Here is a 15,057-nt window from a genome sequence, read left to right as displayed (position 1 = left end):
ATGTACTATTGGACAACCATATTTTTTACTCAGATAGAAACTCATATAAAAGATTTAAAGCACGTTTTTTTCTCTTTTTTATCGTCGTTAAACTCACTCCTTCCAGATGAGCAATTTCTTTTAAGCTTAACCCTTGATAATATTGATAAATCAATAATGTTTTTTCTTTTTCTGGTAATGCTTGAATAGCTTCGTTTAGTTCTACTATTTCAGGAATTGAATCGTTTTCCGTTGTTAAAACATGCTCCCAATACGATTGATCGAAATGAATGGATCGGTCCTCAAATTTTTTACTTTTTATAAGTGCATTAATCATTTCCCCTTTAATATAAGAATAAGCAAAACTCGAAAAATCCCCTTTAGTTTGATCATATTTTTTATAAGCTTTCCATAATGCAATTAAGCCGATTTGAAAAAATTCCTCCTCATTTTTATAGATTTTCAATCTTTTCATATTGTGATAAATCATTGGGATATATTGCTCGAATACTTGATCAAAAGTTTCCAAAATCCTTCGTTCCTTTTGAACAGTACTGTTCGAATATTCCCGGGTAACGTTAAATTACCGTATTTGATATATATTTTCGAATGCGTGAAAAGTAATTTTTTTATAAATTTGTAAAATAATTGAATAAATTTACTAAGTAGAATTATAATTTTTTGAATATTACAAATAGTCAAAATAAAGAAATCTATTAAATTCAGAAAAATCGGATAATTATTATTACAAATTGTTAATCTAGTAACAGCAATGAAAGATTGATGAAAAGAACCAACCATTATTTTGAAATAGATTAAAAAGTTAGTAATCGAAAATAATTACTAATATTTTCTAAGAGCATAGTGAAGTTATGTAAAATCAATATTTTTGAAGTCTTTTTTTATAAAGTAAAAACTTGGATATGACATGAATTTTTACAACTGTTACCATTTTTATAGAACAAAAAAGTAGGAGGTTAGAAGAAATGAAATCAATTGCTAGATTTACAGTAGCAGCAATGCTATCGTTAACATTCTTTTCAAGTCTGTCATTTGCTCATGCATCTGCAAAAACATATACAGTTCAAGCGGGAGATTCTATTTGGAAAATTGCCAATAAATATGGAGTTTCTGTTCTAGAGATTAAACGGATGAATAATAAAATCAATGATTTAATTTTCCCAAATGAAAAGTTAACAATTCCGGATAGTATTAGTGATAAAGAAAAAGATCTATTGGCTCGTTTAGTGAGTGCTGAAGCAAAAGGTGAGCCATTTGCAGGAAAAGTTGCTGTCGCAACCGTTGTATTAAATCGTGTTGCACATAAAGATTTTCCAAACACAATCACCGATGTAATCTATGAAAAAACGCCTGGAGGATCATATGCATTTACTCCAGTGGCTAATGGAACCATTCAACAACCTGCAGATTCTGAATCCATTAAAGCTGTGAATGAAGCATTAGCTTTTGAAGGCCAAGGAAATGGATCATTATATTTCTATAATCCAAAAACAGCTACAAGTAAATGGATTTTCACACGAGAAAAGGTTACACAAATTGGAAATCACGTGTTTGCCAAATAAAAAGTTTATACAAGATGCCCGTAAATGAAATCCAAACATTTACGGGCTTAGTTTTTTTAATTTTTTTGAATATATTTTTTTCTTTTTTTTGGGAAAATATAGTAAAATGTTTAGAAAGAAAGAGGGATAAAAATGAAAAGTTCTTCACAATCGATTGAAGCATTAATTGAAATAAAGAGAAAAGAAATGGTCGAAACAGCAATAAAAACTGGATTTACAAGTGAAATGACCCTCAAACAGAGTAAAGAACTAGACTTTTTGCTTAATCTTTTTCAAAAGAAAATCGCTCAGCGAAAAGTATAGAGACTATGGTGAAAATTGATTCCTTCACCAATATTTTTCGTTATATTTTCAGAATATTAAAAAAAACAAAGGGATATATTCATATTAGTGAAAAAAGAAGGAGAACTTATAAATAAGGAATAGTTTAATACTATACTTCAAAATATTATCCCCAAAAAATGTTTAATGAAATAAAATGAAATTAAGATGTTGACAATTATATAAGAATGAAAATCGATATGAAGCAAAAGATAAAAAAAAGAAAAAATTTGTAAAATAAGTTCTTTCGTTGTCAAATTTTTATTTATCATGATATTCTTAATAGGAGTGCATGTTTTGCGTATTTAGAAGGACAAGGATACATTCTTGATTGAATGATTAATGGATTCTTTTCATAGTAAGAGTATGAAAGAATACAAAAGATAAATAAAGGAGATGTGAAAAATGGTTGAGAAAAAATTTAAAATTGTTGCAGATACGGGAATTCATGCTCGCCCAGCTACTTTATTAGTTCAACAAGCAGGGAAATATGAGTCTGAAATCCAATTAGAATACAATGGAAAAAAAGTTAACTTAAAATCCATTATGGGTGTTATGTCTTTAGGTGTTGGAAAAAATGCAGAAGTAACTATTATTGCTGAAGGTAATGACGAAGAAGCAGCATTAAATGGATTAGAAGAATTAATGAAAAAAGAAGGATTGACTGAATAATGTCTTCAATGGTTAGAGGAATTGCTGCATCCCAGGGGATTGCAATTGCAAAAGCTTATAAATTGGTAGAACCGGATCTTACATATGAAAAAACATCTGTTGGAGATGTTCAAGCTGAAATCGATAGGTTTCGCCAAGCAATTGATCAGTCAAAAAAAGATCTTCAATCCATTCGAGAATATACTTTGGAACATTTAGGTGCTGATAAAGCAGCTATTTTTGATGCGCATTTATTAGTTTTAAGTGACCCGGAACTATTAAATCCGATTGAAGAAAAAATTTCGAATGATAAAGTGAATGCCGAACATGCACTTCGAGAAACAGCAGATATGTTCATTATGATTTTTGAACAAATGGAAAATGATTATATGAAAGAACGGGCGGCAGATATAAAAGACGTTACAAAACGGGTAATGGCACATTTATTAAAGGTGCAAATTCCTAATCCTAGTACGATAGCGGAAGAAGTCATTATTATTGCCAATGACTTAACTCCATCTGATACCGCTCAATTAAATCGCCAATTTGTAAAAGGTTTTGTAACAGATATTGGCGGCCGTACATCCCATTCTGCCATTATGGCCCGTACATTGGAAATTCCGGCTGTAGTCGGTACACAAAATATCACTACGTTAACGGATAATGGTGATCTCATTATTTTAGACGGCTTAACTGGTGATGTTCATATTAATCCTACAGAAGAATTATTAGAATCATATAGAGAAAAACAAAAGGCTTTTGAAGCTCAAAAACAAGAATGGGCAAAGTTAAAAGGAGAAAAAAGTGTTTCTTTAGATGGTCACCAAGTGGAACTAGCTTCTAATATTGGGACCGTTGAAGACGTTGAAAGTGCTTTAAGTAACGGTGCAGAAGGCGTTGGGCTATTTAGAACCGAATTTTTATATATGGGAAGAGATGAACTTCCAAGCGAAGAAGTACAATTTGAAGCATATAAAAAAGTACTAGAAAAAATGAACGGAAAGCCAGTGGTTGTTCGGACATTGGATATTGGGGGAGATAAAGAATTATCTTACTTGAAACTTCCTCATGAAATGAACCCATTCTTAGGATTCCGTGCTATTCGATTATGCTTAGAAGAAAAAGATTTATTCCGCACTCAACTTCGCGCACTTTTACGTGCAAGCGTTTATGGAAATTTAAAAATTATGTTCCCAATGATTGCCACTATCCAAGAATTTCGTGAAGCGAAATCACTCTTGTTAGAGGAAAAAGAAAAGTTAGTTCAAGAAGGAGTCAAAGTCGCTGACAATATAGAAATTGGAATTATGGTAGAAATTCCTTCTACCGCGGTATTAGCTGATCAATTTGCCAAAGAAGTTGACTTCTTTAGTATTGGAACGAACGACTTAATTCAATATACAATGGCTGCCGATCGTATGAATGAGCGTGTATCTTATCTGTATCAGCCGTATAACCCATCCATTTTACGATTAATCAAAATGGTGATTGAAGCTGCTCATAAAGAAGGCAAATGGGCAGGTATGTGTGGGGAAATGGCTGGAGACGAATTGGCAATTCCAATTTTACTTGGACTTGGTCTTGATGAATTTTCCATGAGTGCATCATCGATTTTACGTGCACGTTCTTTAATTCGTCGATTAAAATTCGAGGATATGAAGGAATTAGCCAACCAAGCTGTCAATATGAGCACAAGTGAGGAAGTTATAGAACTAGTTCAATCGGCATTAAAGAAATAAAAAATAACCCATCCTTTAGTATGTCCCCCAATAGCATGATTGACATTAAACTATTGGGAGCGTACGAAATGGATGGGTTTTTTTCAAAAATATTAACTATTTGAATATCAAAAGTCCATCCTTATGAATGAAAAAATGGGTTTTTCCACTCCATTAATAAACCATAATTTAATGATTCCTCATCTTCCAAATAATTTTTGATCGGTTTCACAGGCACTCTTCCACATCTTAATAAAAAGGTAATGACCGGATCTTTTATTTCCCCATCTAAAATTTTTTGAACGTATTGATCAACCGTGTATGTATCCGCATATCGATGGAATGCTGGCATTCTACCTCCACCAAGCAGCCTTTCTAATTTTAATTGAATGACAGTTTCATACATAGATTGCATAAGCCACTTTCCTAGTCCTAGTTGACGATAAGTGGGACTGATACATATATCCACCACATACAACGTATTTCCGTTCGGACGATGGTTCCGGATATATCCATCATCGGTGATTTCTGACCAAGTATGATCGGGATGTTTTGGATCAAAGTCAATAATGAGTCCTGTCATTGATCCACAAATTTTTCCGTCAATCTCAACGCATAAAGCACCTTCTGGAAATAAAGTAACATGATTGGATAACTGTTCTTCATTCCACCACAATTCAGAAGGAAACGGTGGCGGAAAGGCTTCCTGTTGAAGCGAGATTAATGATTGAAAATCCTCTTTTCGATAATTTCTAATTGTGGCTTTTAAAGGACGGTCTTTATCAAAAACAAACAATTCTTTTTTATACATGAACAATCCCTCCTTTTTTTCATTGTTTTAATATATTTATTGTTTGTCAAGAATGATTTTGATTGTAAGTCTGATAGTTGATAAGAAAATCAGACTACAGAACGAAGGAAATCCACTCTTTAGCCGGTTAAGACATTTTACGATTCATCTTAAGATAAGACTATAAAATATGACGGTGAGGGATCAATATGAAAACATGGTTACGTAATAAAATGGATCATTATAAAAATAAAAAAAATTTCCGTGATTTATATTTAGAAAAAGTACCAGTAATTTCGCACTATGTGATTAAGTGATTTGATAAGGCACAACAAAAGTTGTGTCTTTTTTTCATATCATACGAATCTTATATTCCAATATTTAGGTATGGTAATATAAAAGTGCAATGATTATATAGAATGAAAAGAGGATGATCATCTTGAAACCGCAAATGACAATTGGTTTTATCGGAACAGGTGTAATGGGAAAAAGTATGGCGAAACATTTATGGAATGCAGGTTTTCCTCTCATCATATATACTCGAACGAAAGAAAAAGCTGAAGAACTTTTGAAAGAAGGGGTTACGTGGGCATCTTCTCCGAAAGAAATCGCTCAAACTGCAGATATCATTATTTCGATGGTTGGCTATCCCCAAGATGTAGAGGAAGTGTATTTAAATGAAGATGGGTTAATTCCGAATGCTCCTGAAGGAACTTATTTAATTGATATGACGACATCTACTCCATCCTTGGCAAAAAAGTTATATGAAGAAGGAAAGAAACGAGGCATTTATGTTTTAGATGCACCTGTTTCCGGCGGAGATATTGGTGCGAGGGAAGCAAGATTAACGGTTATGGTTGGAGGAGAGCGAAAAGCATTTGAAAAAGTACTACCGATTTTAAAAATATTTGGGCAAAACATTGTGCACCAAGGAGAAGCAGGATCTGGACAACATACAAAAATGTGCAATCAAATTGCTATTGCGTCAAATATGATCGGTGTTTGTGAAGCAATTGTGTATGCAGAAAAAGCAGGACTGAATTTAGAAAATGTTTTAAAGAGCATTTCAAGCGGTGCCGCTGGTAGTTGGTCATTGTCTAACCTTGCTCCAAGAATTTTAAGAGGGGATTTTGAACCAGGTTTTTATATTAAACATTTTATTAAAGACATGTCCATTGCAATAGAAGAAGCAGAAAAGATGAATTTACAATTGCCAGGATTAAAGCTCGCAAAAGAAATGTATGAAATGCTTGCAGAAAACGGTGAAGAAAATAGCGGAACACAAGCGTTATATAAATATTGGAGTTTAATAAACTAGTTTTTTATTTTTCTAAATAGGAAAAGTCGCTGATCGGAAAATTCCGATCAGCTTAATTTTAGAATGACTGATTTTTTTGCACGAATTTTTCTATTCGGTCAAGACCTTCTTTTAAAATATCCATAGAGTAAGCATATGATAAACGGAAATAACCTTCACCGTAAATGGAGAATGAACTTCCCGGTACAACGGCTACTTTTGCCTCATTAACTAATTGCAAGCAAAAGTCCAATGATGAGATTCCTTCAACTGGAATTTTAACAAAAAAATAAAAGGCTCCATCAGGTAAAACAGTTTTTAACCCCATTGTCTTTAATCGTTCATACACATAGTTTCTTCGTTGTAAATATTGTTCTCGCATTACTAAAGCATCATCGATCCCTGTTGTAAGGGCAGCGTATGCCGCTTTTTGAGATATGGAGCTAGCGCAAGTGACGTTATACTGATGAACTTTAATCATATGCTTCATCACTGGTTCTGGACCAAAGACAAAGCCGATTCTCCATCCGGTCATAGAATGTGATTTGGACAACCCATTTATAACAATCGTTTGTTCCCGTAAAATCGAAGCGATGGATTCGTGGCGAGTTTCATATGTCAGTTCACTATAAATCTCATCAGCAACGACAAAAACATCCCTGCCTTTTAATACTTGTGCAATTTTCATTAATTCCTCTTTTTTCAAACTGACACCTGTAGGGTTGGAAGGATAAGGTAAGACAATACATCTCGTTTGATCCGTTAAAAGTTCCTCAATTTTTTCTGCCGTAACTTTAAAATTCGAATCTCTTGTATCTAAATATTTTATTTTTCCACCACATAATTGTATGATCGGCTCATAACCAGGATAAATCGGTGCGGGTAAAATCACTTCACAACCTTCCTCCAAAATCGTTCGAAACGTAATGTCAATAGCTTCAGATGCACCAACTGTTACAATTACTTCATTTTCCGGTGAATATTTTAAGCCATATTTTTTATCTAAATAACTCGCCGCCGCCTCTCGTAATTCAAAAAATCCCCCATTATGCGTATAGCTTGTAAAATTATCATCGATGGCCTGTTTAGCTGCTAACTTAATATGATTCGGTGTAGGAAAATCTGGTTGGCCAATTGTTAACGAAATTACATTAGGTATATCTGACACTAGATTAAAAAACTTACGAATGCCTGACATTTGGATATGTTTTACTCGCTTATTGATTAAATGTTCCATTCAATCCCCCAACTTTCATATGTACAACTATTTCTTTTATTTTACCTGTAGTTTTTATGTAAAGAAAGAAAAATGATAAAGGATTTCTGTAGGGTTTTATCGAATTGAAAGAGTATGGAAAGGATAATCGATCTTGAATTTATAGAGAGCAGGTTGGCACATGGGAAAATATGAAATTATTAAGCATTATGAAACATTTAATCAATGGTTAGTCGATTTAAAAAAATTAAAAGATGAAGATTGGTACCGACCGATCGCAAAAGGAAAATGGTCTGTTGGTGCAATCATTGCTCATTTATTACTATGGGATGAATATTCATTAAGAGAAAGATTTCCATTCATGACAGAAGGAAATAAATTAGAGCCATTTCCTAATTTTCAGATTATTAATGATCAAGCTGATGATTATGCGAAAAAGCACTCGAAAGATGAGCTTATCGACCAACTCGTTGCCTTAAGAAAGAAGCATTTTATCGAAAAGCTAAAATTAGTAGACGATACGTATCTTCAAATTTCTTTTTCTATCGGTGACCATAAGCTGAAAATATTAGATTATTTGAATGATTTTATTTACCACGATTTACATCATAAGAAACAAATTGATTCTTTTGTCAATCTTCTTTATGAATTTGAATGATATAATATAACAAAATGCTTTATGTTTTTTTGAAAGGTGAGAAAAATGGAAAATCAAACATACATTACTGAAACAAGCGATAATACTATGGAAATGATTGAATTAAAAATTGGGTACGAAAAATATGGAATGAATGTAAACTTTGTAAAAGAAATGATTCAAACAAAAAAAGTGACTCCTATTCCTTTTACCCATCCTTACATAAAAGGAGTCATTGACGTACGTGGGGAAGTTTATCCTGTTATCGATTTAGGAGAAGTATTTTCTAAGAAGTCCGAACCAAATGAATTGGAAGATAAATTTATCATTTCTGAAATAAATAATCAGTGCCTTTGTTTTTATGTTCATGGAATATCACAAATACACATCGTAACAAAGTCGGATATTCAACCTTCAAACGAGGATGATTCTATATATGTGGAAGGGATTTATGGTAATATTCCTATAATCAATGTGGAAAAAATTATTTCTGATATTCAAGCATTTAATAAAACTGCTCCCATTTAATGAGAGAGCAGTTTTTTTATGATAGTATTTTCTATAACAAATATTGATCAACGAAATTTTCGTGGCAATATTACTCTCCTAATCGTTTAAAAATAGGTTTTACAAATTTGGGACGATATATTTTATTACTTTTTTTTGGGAAAATCCCGGTATAATGTTGAATCAATTTTTTAGCTTCCTTTAATGAGAGTTTTGCTTTAGGGTTACGGGTTGTTTGATCCAATTCCCCAAGATGTGGCAATGTTGAAAAATCTTCTTTCGTAGGTGGGACATGAAATAAATAATCACCACAAGAAATGAGAACGTCAGATTGCTGCTGACTTAATTTAGGATTTTTTGAAAAATGAAGTCCGATTTTTTTGGCTTTCCCTTCTTTTAACAATTTTTTAATCGCTTTATGCTTTAATTGATACAAAAATTTTGGGTCCGTTGCTGTTTTTGCGTGGCGATTAATAATAAATAGTGCTTGAGATATATTTTCAATGGTAAGTGGTAAATTTGTTGATTCTTTTTGCTTTGCCAACGGTTGGACTCCTTTCACACGAAAATCTCTAAAAAAAGTATAACTTTATTAGCAGGTAAATGAAAGGGTTCTTGCCATAAACGCTCAAGTAATTAAGTAAAAATAACTATATTTTTACAATAAATAAAATTTTAATATAGTACCAAAGTACTATTTTTTCAGATTCTTAATATTGTTGTCGAAAATTGTAGTGATTTTTTGTCGATTCTATGTAAAATATAGTTAATCATTAATGTTGGGGAGGTTGTTTCACAAAAATTAGTTCTGAAAAAAGGATGATACAATGGACCATTTGAAACGACTGATCAATAAAGAAATCGAAGATCCTATGATTAGGGAAAAAATTGGAACTATCTTGTTTGATTTTGTTTTTCAGCACGTTCATGATTTAATCTTTATTATGAAAGTAGAGGTAGGGCCAAGATTTAAATACTTATTCGTTAATGAAAATGGCCTTCTTCATGCAAGATTGTCTTCTTCTTGTATTGGAAAATATTTAGAGGATGTATTACAAGAAGAGAAAGCTAGGCAAATACATAATTATTATCAAAAATCGATCGAAGAGAAAAAAACTATTACATATCGTGATTCCTTTCGATTATTGGATGGAACATTGACTTATTGTGAGTCAGTATTAACACCAATATTTGACGAAGAAGGAAATGCTTTATATATTACAACGATTACGAGAGATATAACGAAAGTGATTGAAGAGAAACAACAATTAATCGAAAGTGAACAACGATATCGATCATTAGTCGATCATAACCTCGATGGAATTATTTCAATTAATCCTAATGGGTTTATTATGAGTTGTAATAAATCTGCAGAAGAAATCATTGGATTGAAGGAAAAAGAATTGATCGATCGACTAATTTATCATTTCGTTCCAGAAAAAGATCAACCGTTAATCGATGAAATGATTTCTATGTCTCGAGAAGGGAAAGCATACGAAAGTTTAGACATCCATTTTTATCATAAAAATGGAACGTTGATTACGACACATTTAAAATCAGTTCCGATTATTGTCAATGAACAAGTAAATGGAAATTTTATTATTATCCGTGATTTGACGGAGCAATCAAAAAATGCTGAAATGATCAAGTATATGGCCTATCATGATCATTTGACAGGCTTATATAATCGAAGAGCGTTTATCGAGCATTTAGATCGAAAAATACGAGAATCCAAACTTAATCATGAATTTGCTGTACTATATTTAGATTTAGATCGATTTAAATTTTTAAATGATACACTTGGACACCAAGCGGGAGACGAACTATTAAAAAAGGTAGGCGAACGTCTAAGTACCATTGTTGGAAATAAAGGAACCGTTTATCGACAAGGTGGAGATGAGTTTATCATTTTTCTAAATGATGGAACTCGAGAAAATGCCACAAAAATGGGGAATAATATTTTAGCCGAATTTCGAAAGCCTTTCATTTTATCTGGCCAAGAATATTATTCAACTCCGAGTATAGGTATAAGTAGATATCCGATTGACGGTTTAGATGCGGAATCATTAATTATTCGTGCGGACAGTGCCCTTCACCGTGTAAAAGAAAGAGGAAAAGGACATTTTCAATTTTATCAAGAAGAAATGTCACTTTCATTAATTAGTACGGTTACAATGGAAACGCAATTAAGAAAAGCGATTAATCGGAATGAGTTCACAATGCATTATCAACCTCAAGTTGACTTGCATGCTCAAGAATTAGTAAGTTTCGAAGCGTTACTTCGTTGGACTAGCCAAGAATTTGGGGCAGTTTCTCCGGGAGAATTTATTCCGTTAGCGGAAGAATCAGGGCTAATTTTCCCAATTGGTGAATGGGTCATAGATCAAGTTTGCATGCAACTAGCTGATTGGAAAAATAAAGGGTTTTCTAACGTTCGTGCAGCTGTAAATCTGTCTACAAAACAATTTCAACAACCTGGAATTGTCAAAATGATTGAAAAATATTTAAATAAATATCAACTTTCTGCAAATGCTTTAGAGATCGAAATAACTGAAGGCGCATTGCAAGATACAAAAGAGACGATTTCGATTTTAAAAGATCTAAAAGATTTAGGGATTAAAATTTCGATTGATGATTTTGGTACAGGATACTCATCATTAAGTTATTTAAAACAATTTCCATTAGATGTATTAAAAATCGATCAATCGTTTGTAAAAGAAATGCTATATGATAAAAGAGATTCTGCGATTATTAAAACGATTGTCCATTTAGCTCATAATTTGAACTTAGAAGTTGTCGCAGAAGGAGTAGAAACAAAAGAACAAGCTGAGTTTTTAAGAAATGTGCAATGTCAAAAAGCACAAGGCTATTATTTCAGTAAGCCGCTTGAGGCAAAACAAATAGAAGACCGTTTTTTAACAGCGAAACCAATATTGTTTTAATGTAGAAAAGACCAAACCTATTTTCATAGTGTTTGGTCTTTTTGTTGGATATAAGTATGTTTATTGTTCACTTTGTAATTGAAAAATCGTGATTTCAGGTCTAGAAAAACAACGGTAAGGCAATCGCGTTGTTCCAAGTCCACGATTCACATATAAAAGAAAGTCATTGGTAATTTCATAAAATCCTTCGACATATTTTTCAGCAAATGGCGGTGTGATAAGTGGGCCTAAAAACGGAAGTTGGACTTGTCCGCCGTGACTATGTCCACTTAATTGAAGATGAATGGGAAATGAAGTCGCTTGATCAGCTAGGTCTGGTGCGTGTGAAATTAAAATATTATATGTGTTGTCGTTTATACTTCTTGTTGCCTTTTCTAAGTTTGGTCGACCTAACATGGCATCATCAATACCGATGAGACAAATTCTTTCCCCTTGATTTGAAACGGTTACCGATTCATTTAACAGGAGCTGAAAGCCACTTCTTTCCATTAAAGTAGAGTACCTTTCTGTTCCATATCCTCCATGATCATGATTGCCAAATACCGCATATTTGCCCAATGGGGCATCTAATTGTTTTAGTATCATTTCTGTTTGTAAATATTGATCAAAAGATAATGGATCATCAATTAAATCTCCGGAAAAAATTAATAAATCTGGCTCCAATTGTGTGATTTGATCAACAATTTTTGAAAAATGTTCCATAGGAAAGTGAAAACCAATGTGAGTATCACTAAACTGTACAATTTTCAATTGGTGAAAACTTTTTGGGATGAGAGGATGTTTTAGATGATATTTACATATTTCAATCCATTTGGGTTCAATATATTTAGAATATGAATATCCGCCAAGTGCAACACCGGAGACTAGCAAGATGCTTTTCAATGATTTTTTCAAAAATTTTCTACGTGATATTTTTTTCATAACTCTTTCGATCCTATTCTTGTCTTTTCTCTCTATCCATACTATCAAACTATGAAGAAACTTTCATGATTAAATACTTCCAAATTTACTTTTTTATAGACGAACCTTTTGACTTTTTCGAAAAATTGTTTTATTGTATTAAAATAATACGATCTCATTAAAGGGGATAATACGATGAGTAAAATGGAAATGATGATTTTTCCATCGGACAAAGGAATGATCAAACTATATATATATGGTTTTCAAGGATATGGTAATTGGGGAAAAGTATATGCGACATACAATGATATTACTGTAAGTTCTAAAGGTTACCATCGAAAAAAGGCTATTGTACGTTCTTTAGTAAAAATTCATGAGTCTTTAGTTAATAAAGAGAATAATAATTAAATAGAAATGTCCGCATTATGAGCGGACGTTTATTTTTTTTCCATTATGATAATCGATGATACAGCGCTTGCCACTTCTTTTCCATTTTGTTTTAAAGAGGCAGTTACATATGATACGGTTTTTCCATATTTTTCAACTTTTGCTTCTATTTCGACTTCTCCGACAAACGTAGGACGATGAAACGTTGTTTGCAGGTTAATGGAAGCAAAGGTTTGATTTTCATTTAATAATGTTGTAATGGCATACGCCATCATAATATCGGCTGCAGCTCCAACAAAGCCGCCCATAATCACTCCGTTCCCATTCAATAAATGTTCCCCAATATTCCATATACCTTTGGCTACTCCATTTTCTGCTTGTAATACTTTTACTCCAAGCGAAATGTCACAAGCAGGTGGTGCAGTCGTTCCACTAATAACTTCATGTAAATTTACCGTTTTTGTCATAGTCATTATCCTTTCTTTATTATGTTTACAGATTTAAGCTCATTCAAAAATACATTCTCTACTCAGTGAGAATCTCCTTCTAAAATAAAAAATTTTCATTCATTTGTTCATTAAATTGCGAAAAAAAGTAGGTATGGCAAATGCCAGCCCTACTTGATATAAGCTATTATTCGTGAATGAAAGGAATTAAATTAACTTTTGTTGATTTCTTCTAATAATAACTGACTGCTCTTGATTGAAGAGCCTTCCATGATTGAATGAATTGATGTTTATTAACTTTTACATTCTTTTTCCCACTCAATGGATCATTTAAGTATACAAAATTTTGATCGAATCCAACTAAAGTAACAACATGGAGATCAATAGGAGTTTTTATTTTTTTACCGTTATGCATCCATTCTTCCCATTGATTTGGTAAACGATAATCACCTGTTGTCCATACAACGACAGGATAACCATTCTTTATATGATTCAAAATTTTTTCAAATGGTTCATTTGTTAAGTTAATCGCTCTTCCGGGCAAAAATTGATTTACTAAATCTTCAATTGGTTCGTCAAATACAGCGTACCCTCTTCCAGTTTTTCCTGTCATGTCACCAACAAAACCTTCCGATGGATCTCCCCACTGAAGAATATCTCCATTTTTTATTACGATTGGATCATCATCTTTTTTTACAGCTTTATATAAATCCATTTTCGAAACATGAACACCAGCGTATTGTAACATCATGGCCGTACTAGTCACTTCACAACCAAAAGGCAATTCAGGACGTTGCTTGATAAGTGGAACATTATGAATGACCTTTTTCACCTGTGGATTTCCATTATATTGTTTTTCTTTTTTTGGTTTTTCTTCATTAGAAGGATTGGTTGATATAGGTTGTACTTTTTTAGGAGTAACTTCTTTTTGGGATGCTTCGGAATTAAGGCAGCCTGTTAATGTTAATAAAAAGGTAAGAAAGATGAACAGAATCTTTTTCATATGTTCACCTCCTTTACGAATTAACTTTAGTTTTTCCTTATATGAAGAGAATAAAGTTGGAATGTTTTGTTGAAAAAACGGAAATTGTTTCAGAATAGACTTTTACGTTTGTGGAATGGTATTAATAAACGTTTCCTTAGAGGAGGAATAAAATGAGTACGTATATGACAATTTTGACCTATATAGTTGTAGGAATTTTACTCATCTCGCTCATTTATACATGGCGTGTCGCTAAATCACAAAAAGCTGTAAAAGAAACACATGACTCTCAAATTTCAGAAAAGGTTCAAAACCACCCATATTTAAGAAATCCGATTTTTATTGCTTATTTCGTGTTTGTAATTTTACTCCTTTTAATCATTGCGTATGCTGCCTTCTCTACGAGATGAAATGCTGACAAATCGTCAGCATTTTATATTATCTGTGCGTGCCCAGCTAAGCTGTTATCTGCTAGTTGGTGCAAGTCCAACCCGAGTAAGTGCCAAGACGCTCGGTAGCTGACAGGCAACTGGTGGAGAAATCCTAAGGTTGAAGCCCTGTGACAAAGTAACTCTCTTGGAGAGTGCGAGCAAATCAGCAGACCGTAACATAAAGTGAATCCTGCCGCCTCGTCAAAAGAGACCTCCTATGGAGGACAAAGGGAAGTCGAGCCTGGTTAGATTGGGCGAAGACCACGGAAG

The 15,057-nt window shown here is 33.0% G+C and carries 17 protein-coding genes; 10 read left to right on the top strand and 7 right to left on the bottom strand.

Annotation, left to right across the window (positions count from 1 at the left end; all coding sequences use genetic code 11):
- Positions 1–25: 25 nt before the first annotated feature.
- Positions 26–508, bottom strand: a complete 483-nt coding sequence (locus AC3ASS_RS05980) for a sigma-70 family RNA polymerase sigma factor (RefSeq protein ID WP_488282608.1) — start codon at positions 506–508, stop codon at positions 26–28.
- A 457-nt stretch (positions 509–965) separates the two neighbouring features.
- Here AC3ASS_RS05980 and AC3ASS_RS05975 point away from each other — a divergent pair, with 457 nt between their 5' ends.
- The 4 genes from AC3ASS_RS05975 to ptsP all read left to right on the top strand — a co-directional run bounded on the left by AC3ASS_RS05975 (position 966) and on the right by ptsP (position 4,273).
- Entirely contained in the window at positions 966–1,562 is a 597-nt protein-coding gene (locus AC3ASS_RS05975) for a cell wall hydrolase (RefSeq protein WP_488282607.1), read from the top strand.
- 132 nt (positions 1,563–1,694) lie between these two features.
- A complete protein-coding gene (locus tag AC3ASS_RS05970; protein WP_488282606.1) occupies positions 1,695–1,865 on the top strand; it encodes a Spo0E family sporulation regulatory protein-aspartic acid phosphatase in 171 nt (56 codons plus the stop codon).
- Positions 1,866–2,288: 423 nt separating this feature from the next.
- Positions 2,289–2,555: a phosphocarrier protein HPr gene (locus tag AC3ASS_RS05965; protein WP_488282605.1), complete on the top strand. Its 267-nt coding sequence runs from the start codon at positions 2,289–2,291 to the stop codon at positions 2,553–2,555.
- Positions 2,555–4,273, top strand: a complete 1,719-nt coding sequence (gene ptsP / locus AC3ASS_RS05960; RefSeq protein ID WP_488282604.1) for a phosphoenolpyruvate--protein phosphotransferase — start codon at positions 2,555–2,557, stop codon at positions 4,271–4,273. Before AC3ASS_RS05965 ends, ptsP begins: the two co-directional genes overlap by 1 nt.
- A gap of 121 nt (positions 4,274–4,394) precedes the next feature.
- Here ptsP and AC3ASS_RS05955 read toward each other — a convergent pair whose 3' ends face one another.
- Positions 4,395–5,063, bottom strand: coding sequence for a GNAT family N-acetyltransferase (locus tag AC3ASS_RS05955; protein WP_488282603.1), 669 nt, complete (start codon positions 5,061–5,063; stop codon positions 4,395–4,397).
- Positions 5,064–5,472: 409 nt separating this feature from the next.
- On the opposite strand from AC3ASS_RS05955, the gene AC3ASS_RS05950 reads away from it, so the two are divergent.
- Positions 5,473–6,360, top strand: coding sequence for an NAD(P)-dependent oxidoreductase (locus AC3ASS_RS05950; protein WP_488282602.1), 888 nt, complete (start codon positions 5,473–5,475; stop codon positions 6,358–6,360).
- 58 nt (positions 6,361–6,418) lie between these two features.
- Here the strand turns inward: AC3ASS_RS05950 and AC3ASS_RS05945 are convergent, their stop codons facing one another.
- Positions 6,419–7,576: an aminotransferase A gene (locus tag AC3ASS_RS05945; RefSeq protein ID WP_488282601.1), complete on the bottom strand. Its 1,158-nt coding sequence runs from the start codon at positions 7,574–7,576 to the stop codon at positions 6,419–6,421.
- A gap of 160 nt (positions 7,577–7,736) precedes the next feature.
- Between AC3ASS_RS05945 and AC3ASS_RS05940 the strand changes: the two genes are divergently transcribed.
- Together AC3ASS_RS05940 and AC3ASS_RS05935 are read left to right on the top strand one after the other, a co-directional pair.
- Positions 7,737–8,213 (top strand): DinB family protein, encoded by a 477-nt coding sequence (locus tag AC3ASS_RS05940; RefSeq protein ID WP_488282600.1) that lies wholly within the window; start codon positions 7,737–7,739, stop codon positions 8,211–8,213.
- Positions 8,214–8,258: 45 nt separating this feature from the next.
- Positions 8,259–8,720 carry a chemotaxis protein CheW gene (locus AC3ASS_RS05935; protein WP_488282599.1) on the top strand — a complete coding sequence of 154 codons (462 nt, stop codon included), beginning with the start codon at positions 8,259–8,261 and terminating at the stop codon, positions 8,718–8,720.
- A 70-nt stretch (positions 8,721–8,790) separates the two neighbouring features.
- Here the strand turns inward: AC3ASS_RS05935 and AC3ASS_RS05930 are convergent, their stop codons facing one another.
- A complete protein-coding gene (locus AC3ASS_RS05930) occupies positions 8,791–9,243 on the bottom strand; it encodes a YkyB family protein (RefSeq protein ID WP_488282598.1) in 453 nt (150 codons plus the stop codon).
- Positions 9,244–9,526: 283 nt separating this feature from the next.
- Between AC3ASS_RS05930 and AC3ASS_RS05925 the strand changes: the two genes are divergently transcribed.
- Positions 9,527–11,641 (top strand): sensor domain-containing protein, encoded by a 2,115-nt coding sequence (locus tag AC3ASS_RS05925; protein ID WP_488282597.1) that lies wholly within the window; start codon positions 9,527–9,529, stop codon positions 11,639–11,641.
- 60 nt (positions 11,642–11,701) lie between these two features.
- Here the strand turns inward: AC3ASS_RS05925 and AC3ASS_RS05920 are convergent, their stop codons facing one another.
- Positions 11,702–12,562 carry a metallophosphoesterase gene (locus AC3ASS_RS05920; protein ID WP_488282596.1) on the bottom strand — a complete coding sequence of 287 codons (861 nt, stop codon included), beginning with the start codon at positions 12,560–12,562 and terminating at the stop codon, positions 11,702–11,704.
- Positions 12,563–12,736: 174 nt separating this feature from the next.
- Between AC3ASS_RS05920 and AC3ASS_RS05915 the strand changes: the two genes are divergently transcribed.
- On the top strand, positions 12,737–12,949 hold the full coding sequence (locus AC3ASS_RS05915; protein WP_488282595.1) for a hypothetical protein: 213 nt from the start codon (positions 12,737–12,739) through the stop codon (positions 12,947–12,949).
- Between the two features lie 29 nt (positions 12,950–12,978).
- Here the strand turns inward: AC3ASS_RS05915 and AC3ASS_RS05910 are convergent, their stop codons facing one another.
- Entirely contained in the window at positions 12,979–13,395 is a 417-nt protein-coding gene (locus AC3ASS_RS05910; protein WP_488282594.1) for a PaaI family thioesterase, read from the bottom strand.
- Between the two features lie 211 nt (positions 13,396–13,606).
- Positions 13,607–14,377 (bottom strand): C39 family peptidase, encoded by a 771-nt coding sequence (locus AC3ASS_RS05905; RefSeq protein WP_488282593.1) that lies wholly within the window; start codon positions 14,375–14,377, stop codon positions 13,607–13,609.
- Between the two features lie 152 nt (positions 14,378–14,529).
- Between AC3ASS_RS05905 and AC3ASS_RS05900 the strand changes: the two genes are divergently transcribed.
- Complete coding sequence (locus AC3ASS_RS05900) at positions 14,530–14,766, top strand: hypothetical protein (protein WP_488282592.1); 237 nt, start codon at positions 14,530–14,532, stop codon at positions 14,764–14,766.
- Positions 14,767–15,057: the final 291 nt, after the last annotated feature.

It is taken from the genome of Bacillus sp. JST-5 (genome assembly GCF_057747715.1).
The sequence above is the reverse complement of the archived record's forward strand: the minus strand, read 5'-3'. Positions and strand labels throughout refer to the sequence as shown.

Excerpts from the sequence above, each read along its gene's own strand:
- AC3ASS_RS05910 (WP_488282594.1), bottom strand. The coding sequence starts at position 13,395 with ATGACAAAAACGGTAAATTTACATGAAGTTATTAGTGGAACGACTGCA.
- AC3ASS_RS05945 (WP_488282601.1), bottom strand. The coding sequence starts at position 7,576 with ATGGAACATTTAATCAATAAGCGAGTAAAACATATCCAAATGTCAGGC.
- AC3ASS_RS05925 (WP_488282597.1), top strand. The coding sequence starts at position 9,527 with ATGGACCATTTGAAACGACTGATCAATAAAGAAATCGAAGATCCTATG.
- AC3ASS_RS05920 (WP_488282596.1), bottom strand. The coding sequence starts at position 12,562 with ATGAAAAAAATATCACGTAGAAAATTTTTGAAAAAATCATTGAAAAGC.
- AC3ASS_RS05950 (WP_488282602.1), top strand. The coding sequence starts at position 5,473 with ATGATCATCTTGAAACCGCAAATGACAATTGGTTTTATCGGAACAGGT.
- AC3ASS_RS05975 (WP_488282607.1), top strand. The coding sequence starts at position 966 with ATGAAATCAATTGCTAGATTTACAGTAGCAGCAATGCTATCGTTAACA.
- AC3ASS_RS05915 (WP_488282595.1), top strand. The coding sequence starts at position 12,737 with ATGAGTAAAATGGAAATGATGATTTTTCCATCGGACAAAGGAATGATC.
- AC3ASS_RS05940 (WP_488282600.1), top strand. The coding sequence starts at position 7,737 with ATGGGAAAATATGAAATTATTAAGCATTATGAAACATTTAATCAATGG.
- ptsP (WP_488282604.1), top strand. The coding sequence starts at position 2,555 with ATGTCTTCAATGGTTAGAGGAATTGCTGCATCCCAGGGGATTGCAATT.
- AC3ASS_RS05955 (WP_488282603.1), bottom strand. The coding sequence starts at position 5,063 with ATGTATAAAAAAGAATTGTTTGTTTTTGATAAAGACCGTCCTTTAAAA.
- AC3ASS_RS05935 (WP_488282599.1), top strand. The coding sequence starts at position 8,259 with ATGGAAAATCAAACATACATTACTGAAACAAGCGATAATACTATGGAA.
- AC3ASS_RS05900 (WP_488282592.1), top strand. The coding sequence starts at position 14,530 with ATGAGTACGTATATGACAATTTTGACCTATATAGTTGTAGGAATTTTA.
- AC3ASS_RS05905 (WP_488282593.1), bottom strand. The coding sequence starts at position 14,377 with ATGAAAAAGATTCTGTTCATCTTTCTTACCTTTTTATTAACATTAACA.
- AC3ASS_RS05970 (WP_488282606.1), top strand. The coding sequence starts at position 1,695 with ATGAAAAGTTCTTCACAATCGATTGAAGCATTAATTGAAATAAAGAGA.
- AC3ASS_RS05965 (WP_488282605.1), top strand. The coding sequence starts at position 2,289 with ATGGTTGAGAAAAAATTTAAAATTGTTGCAGATACGGGAATTCATGCT.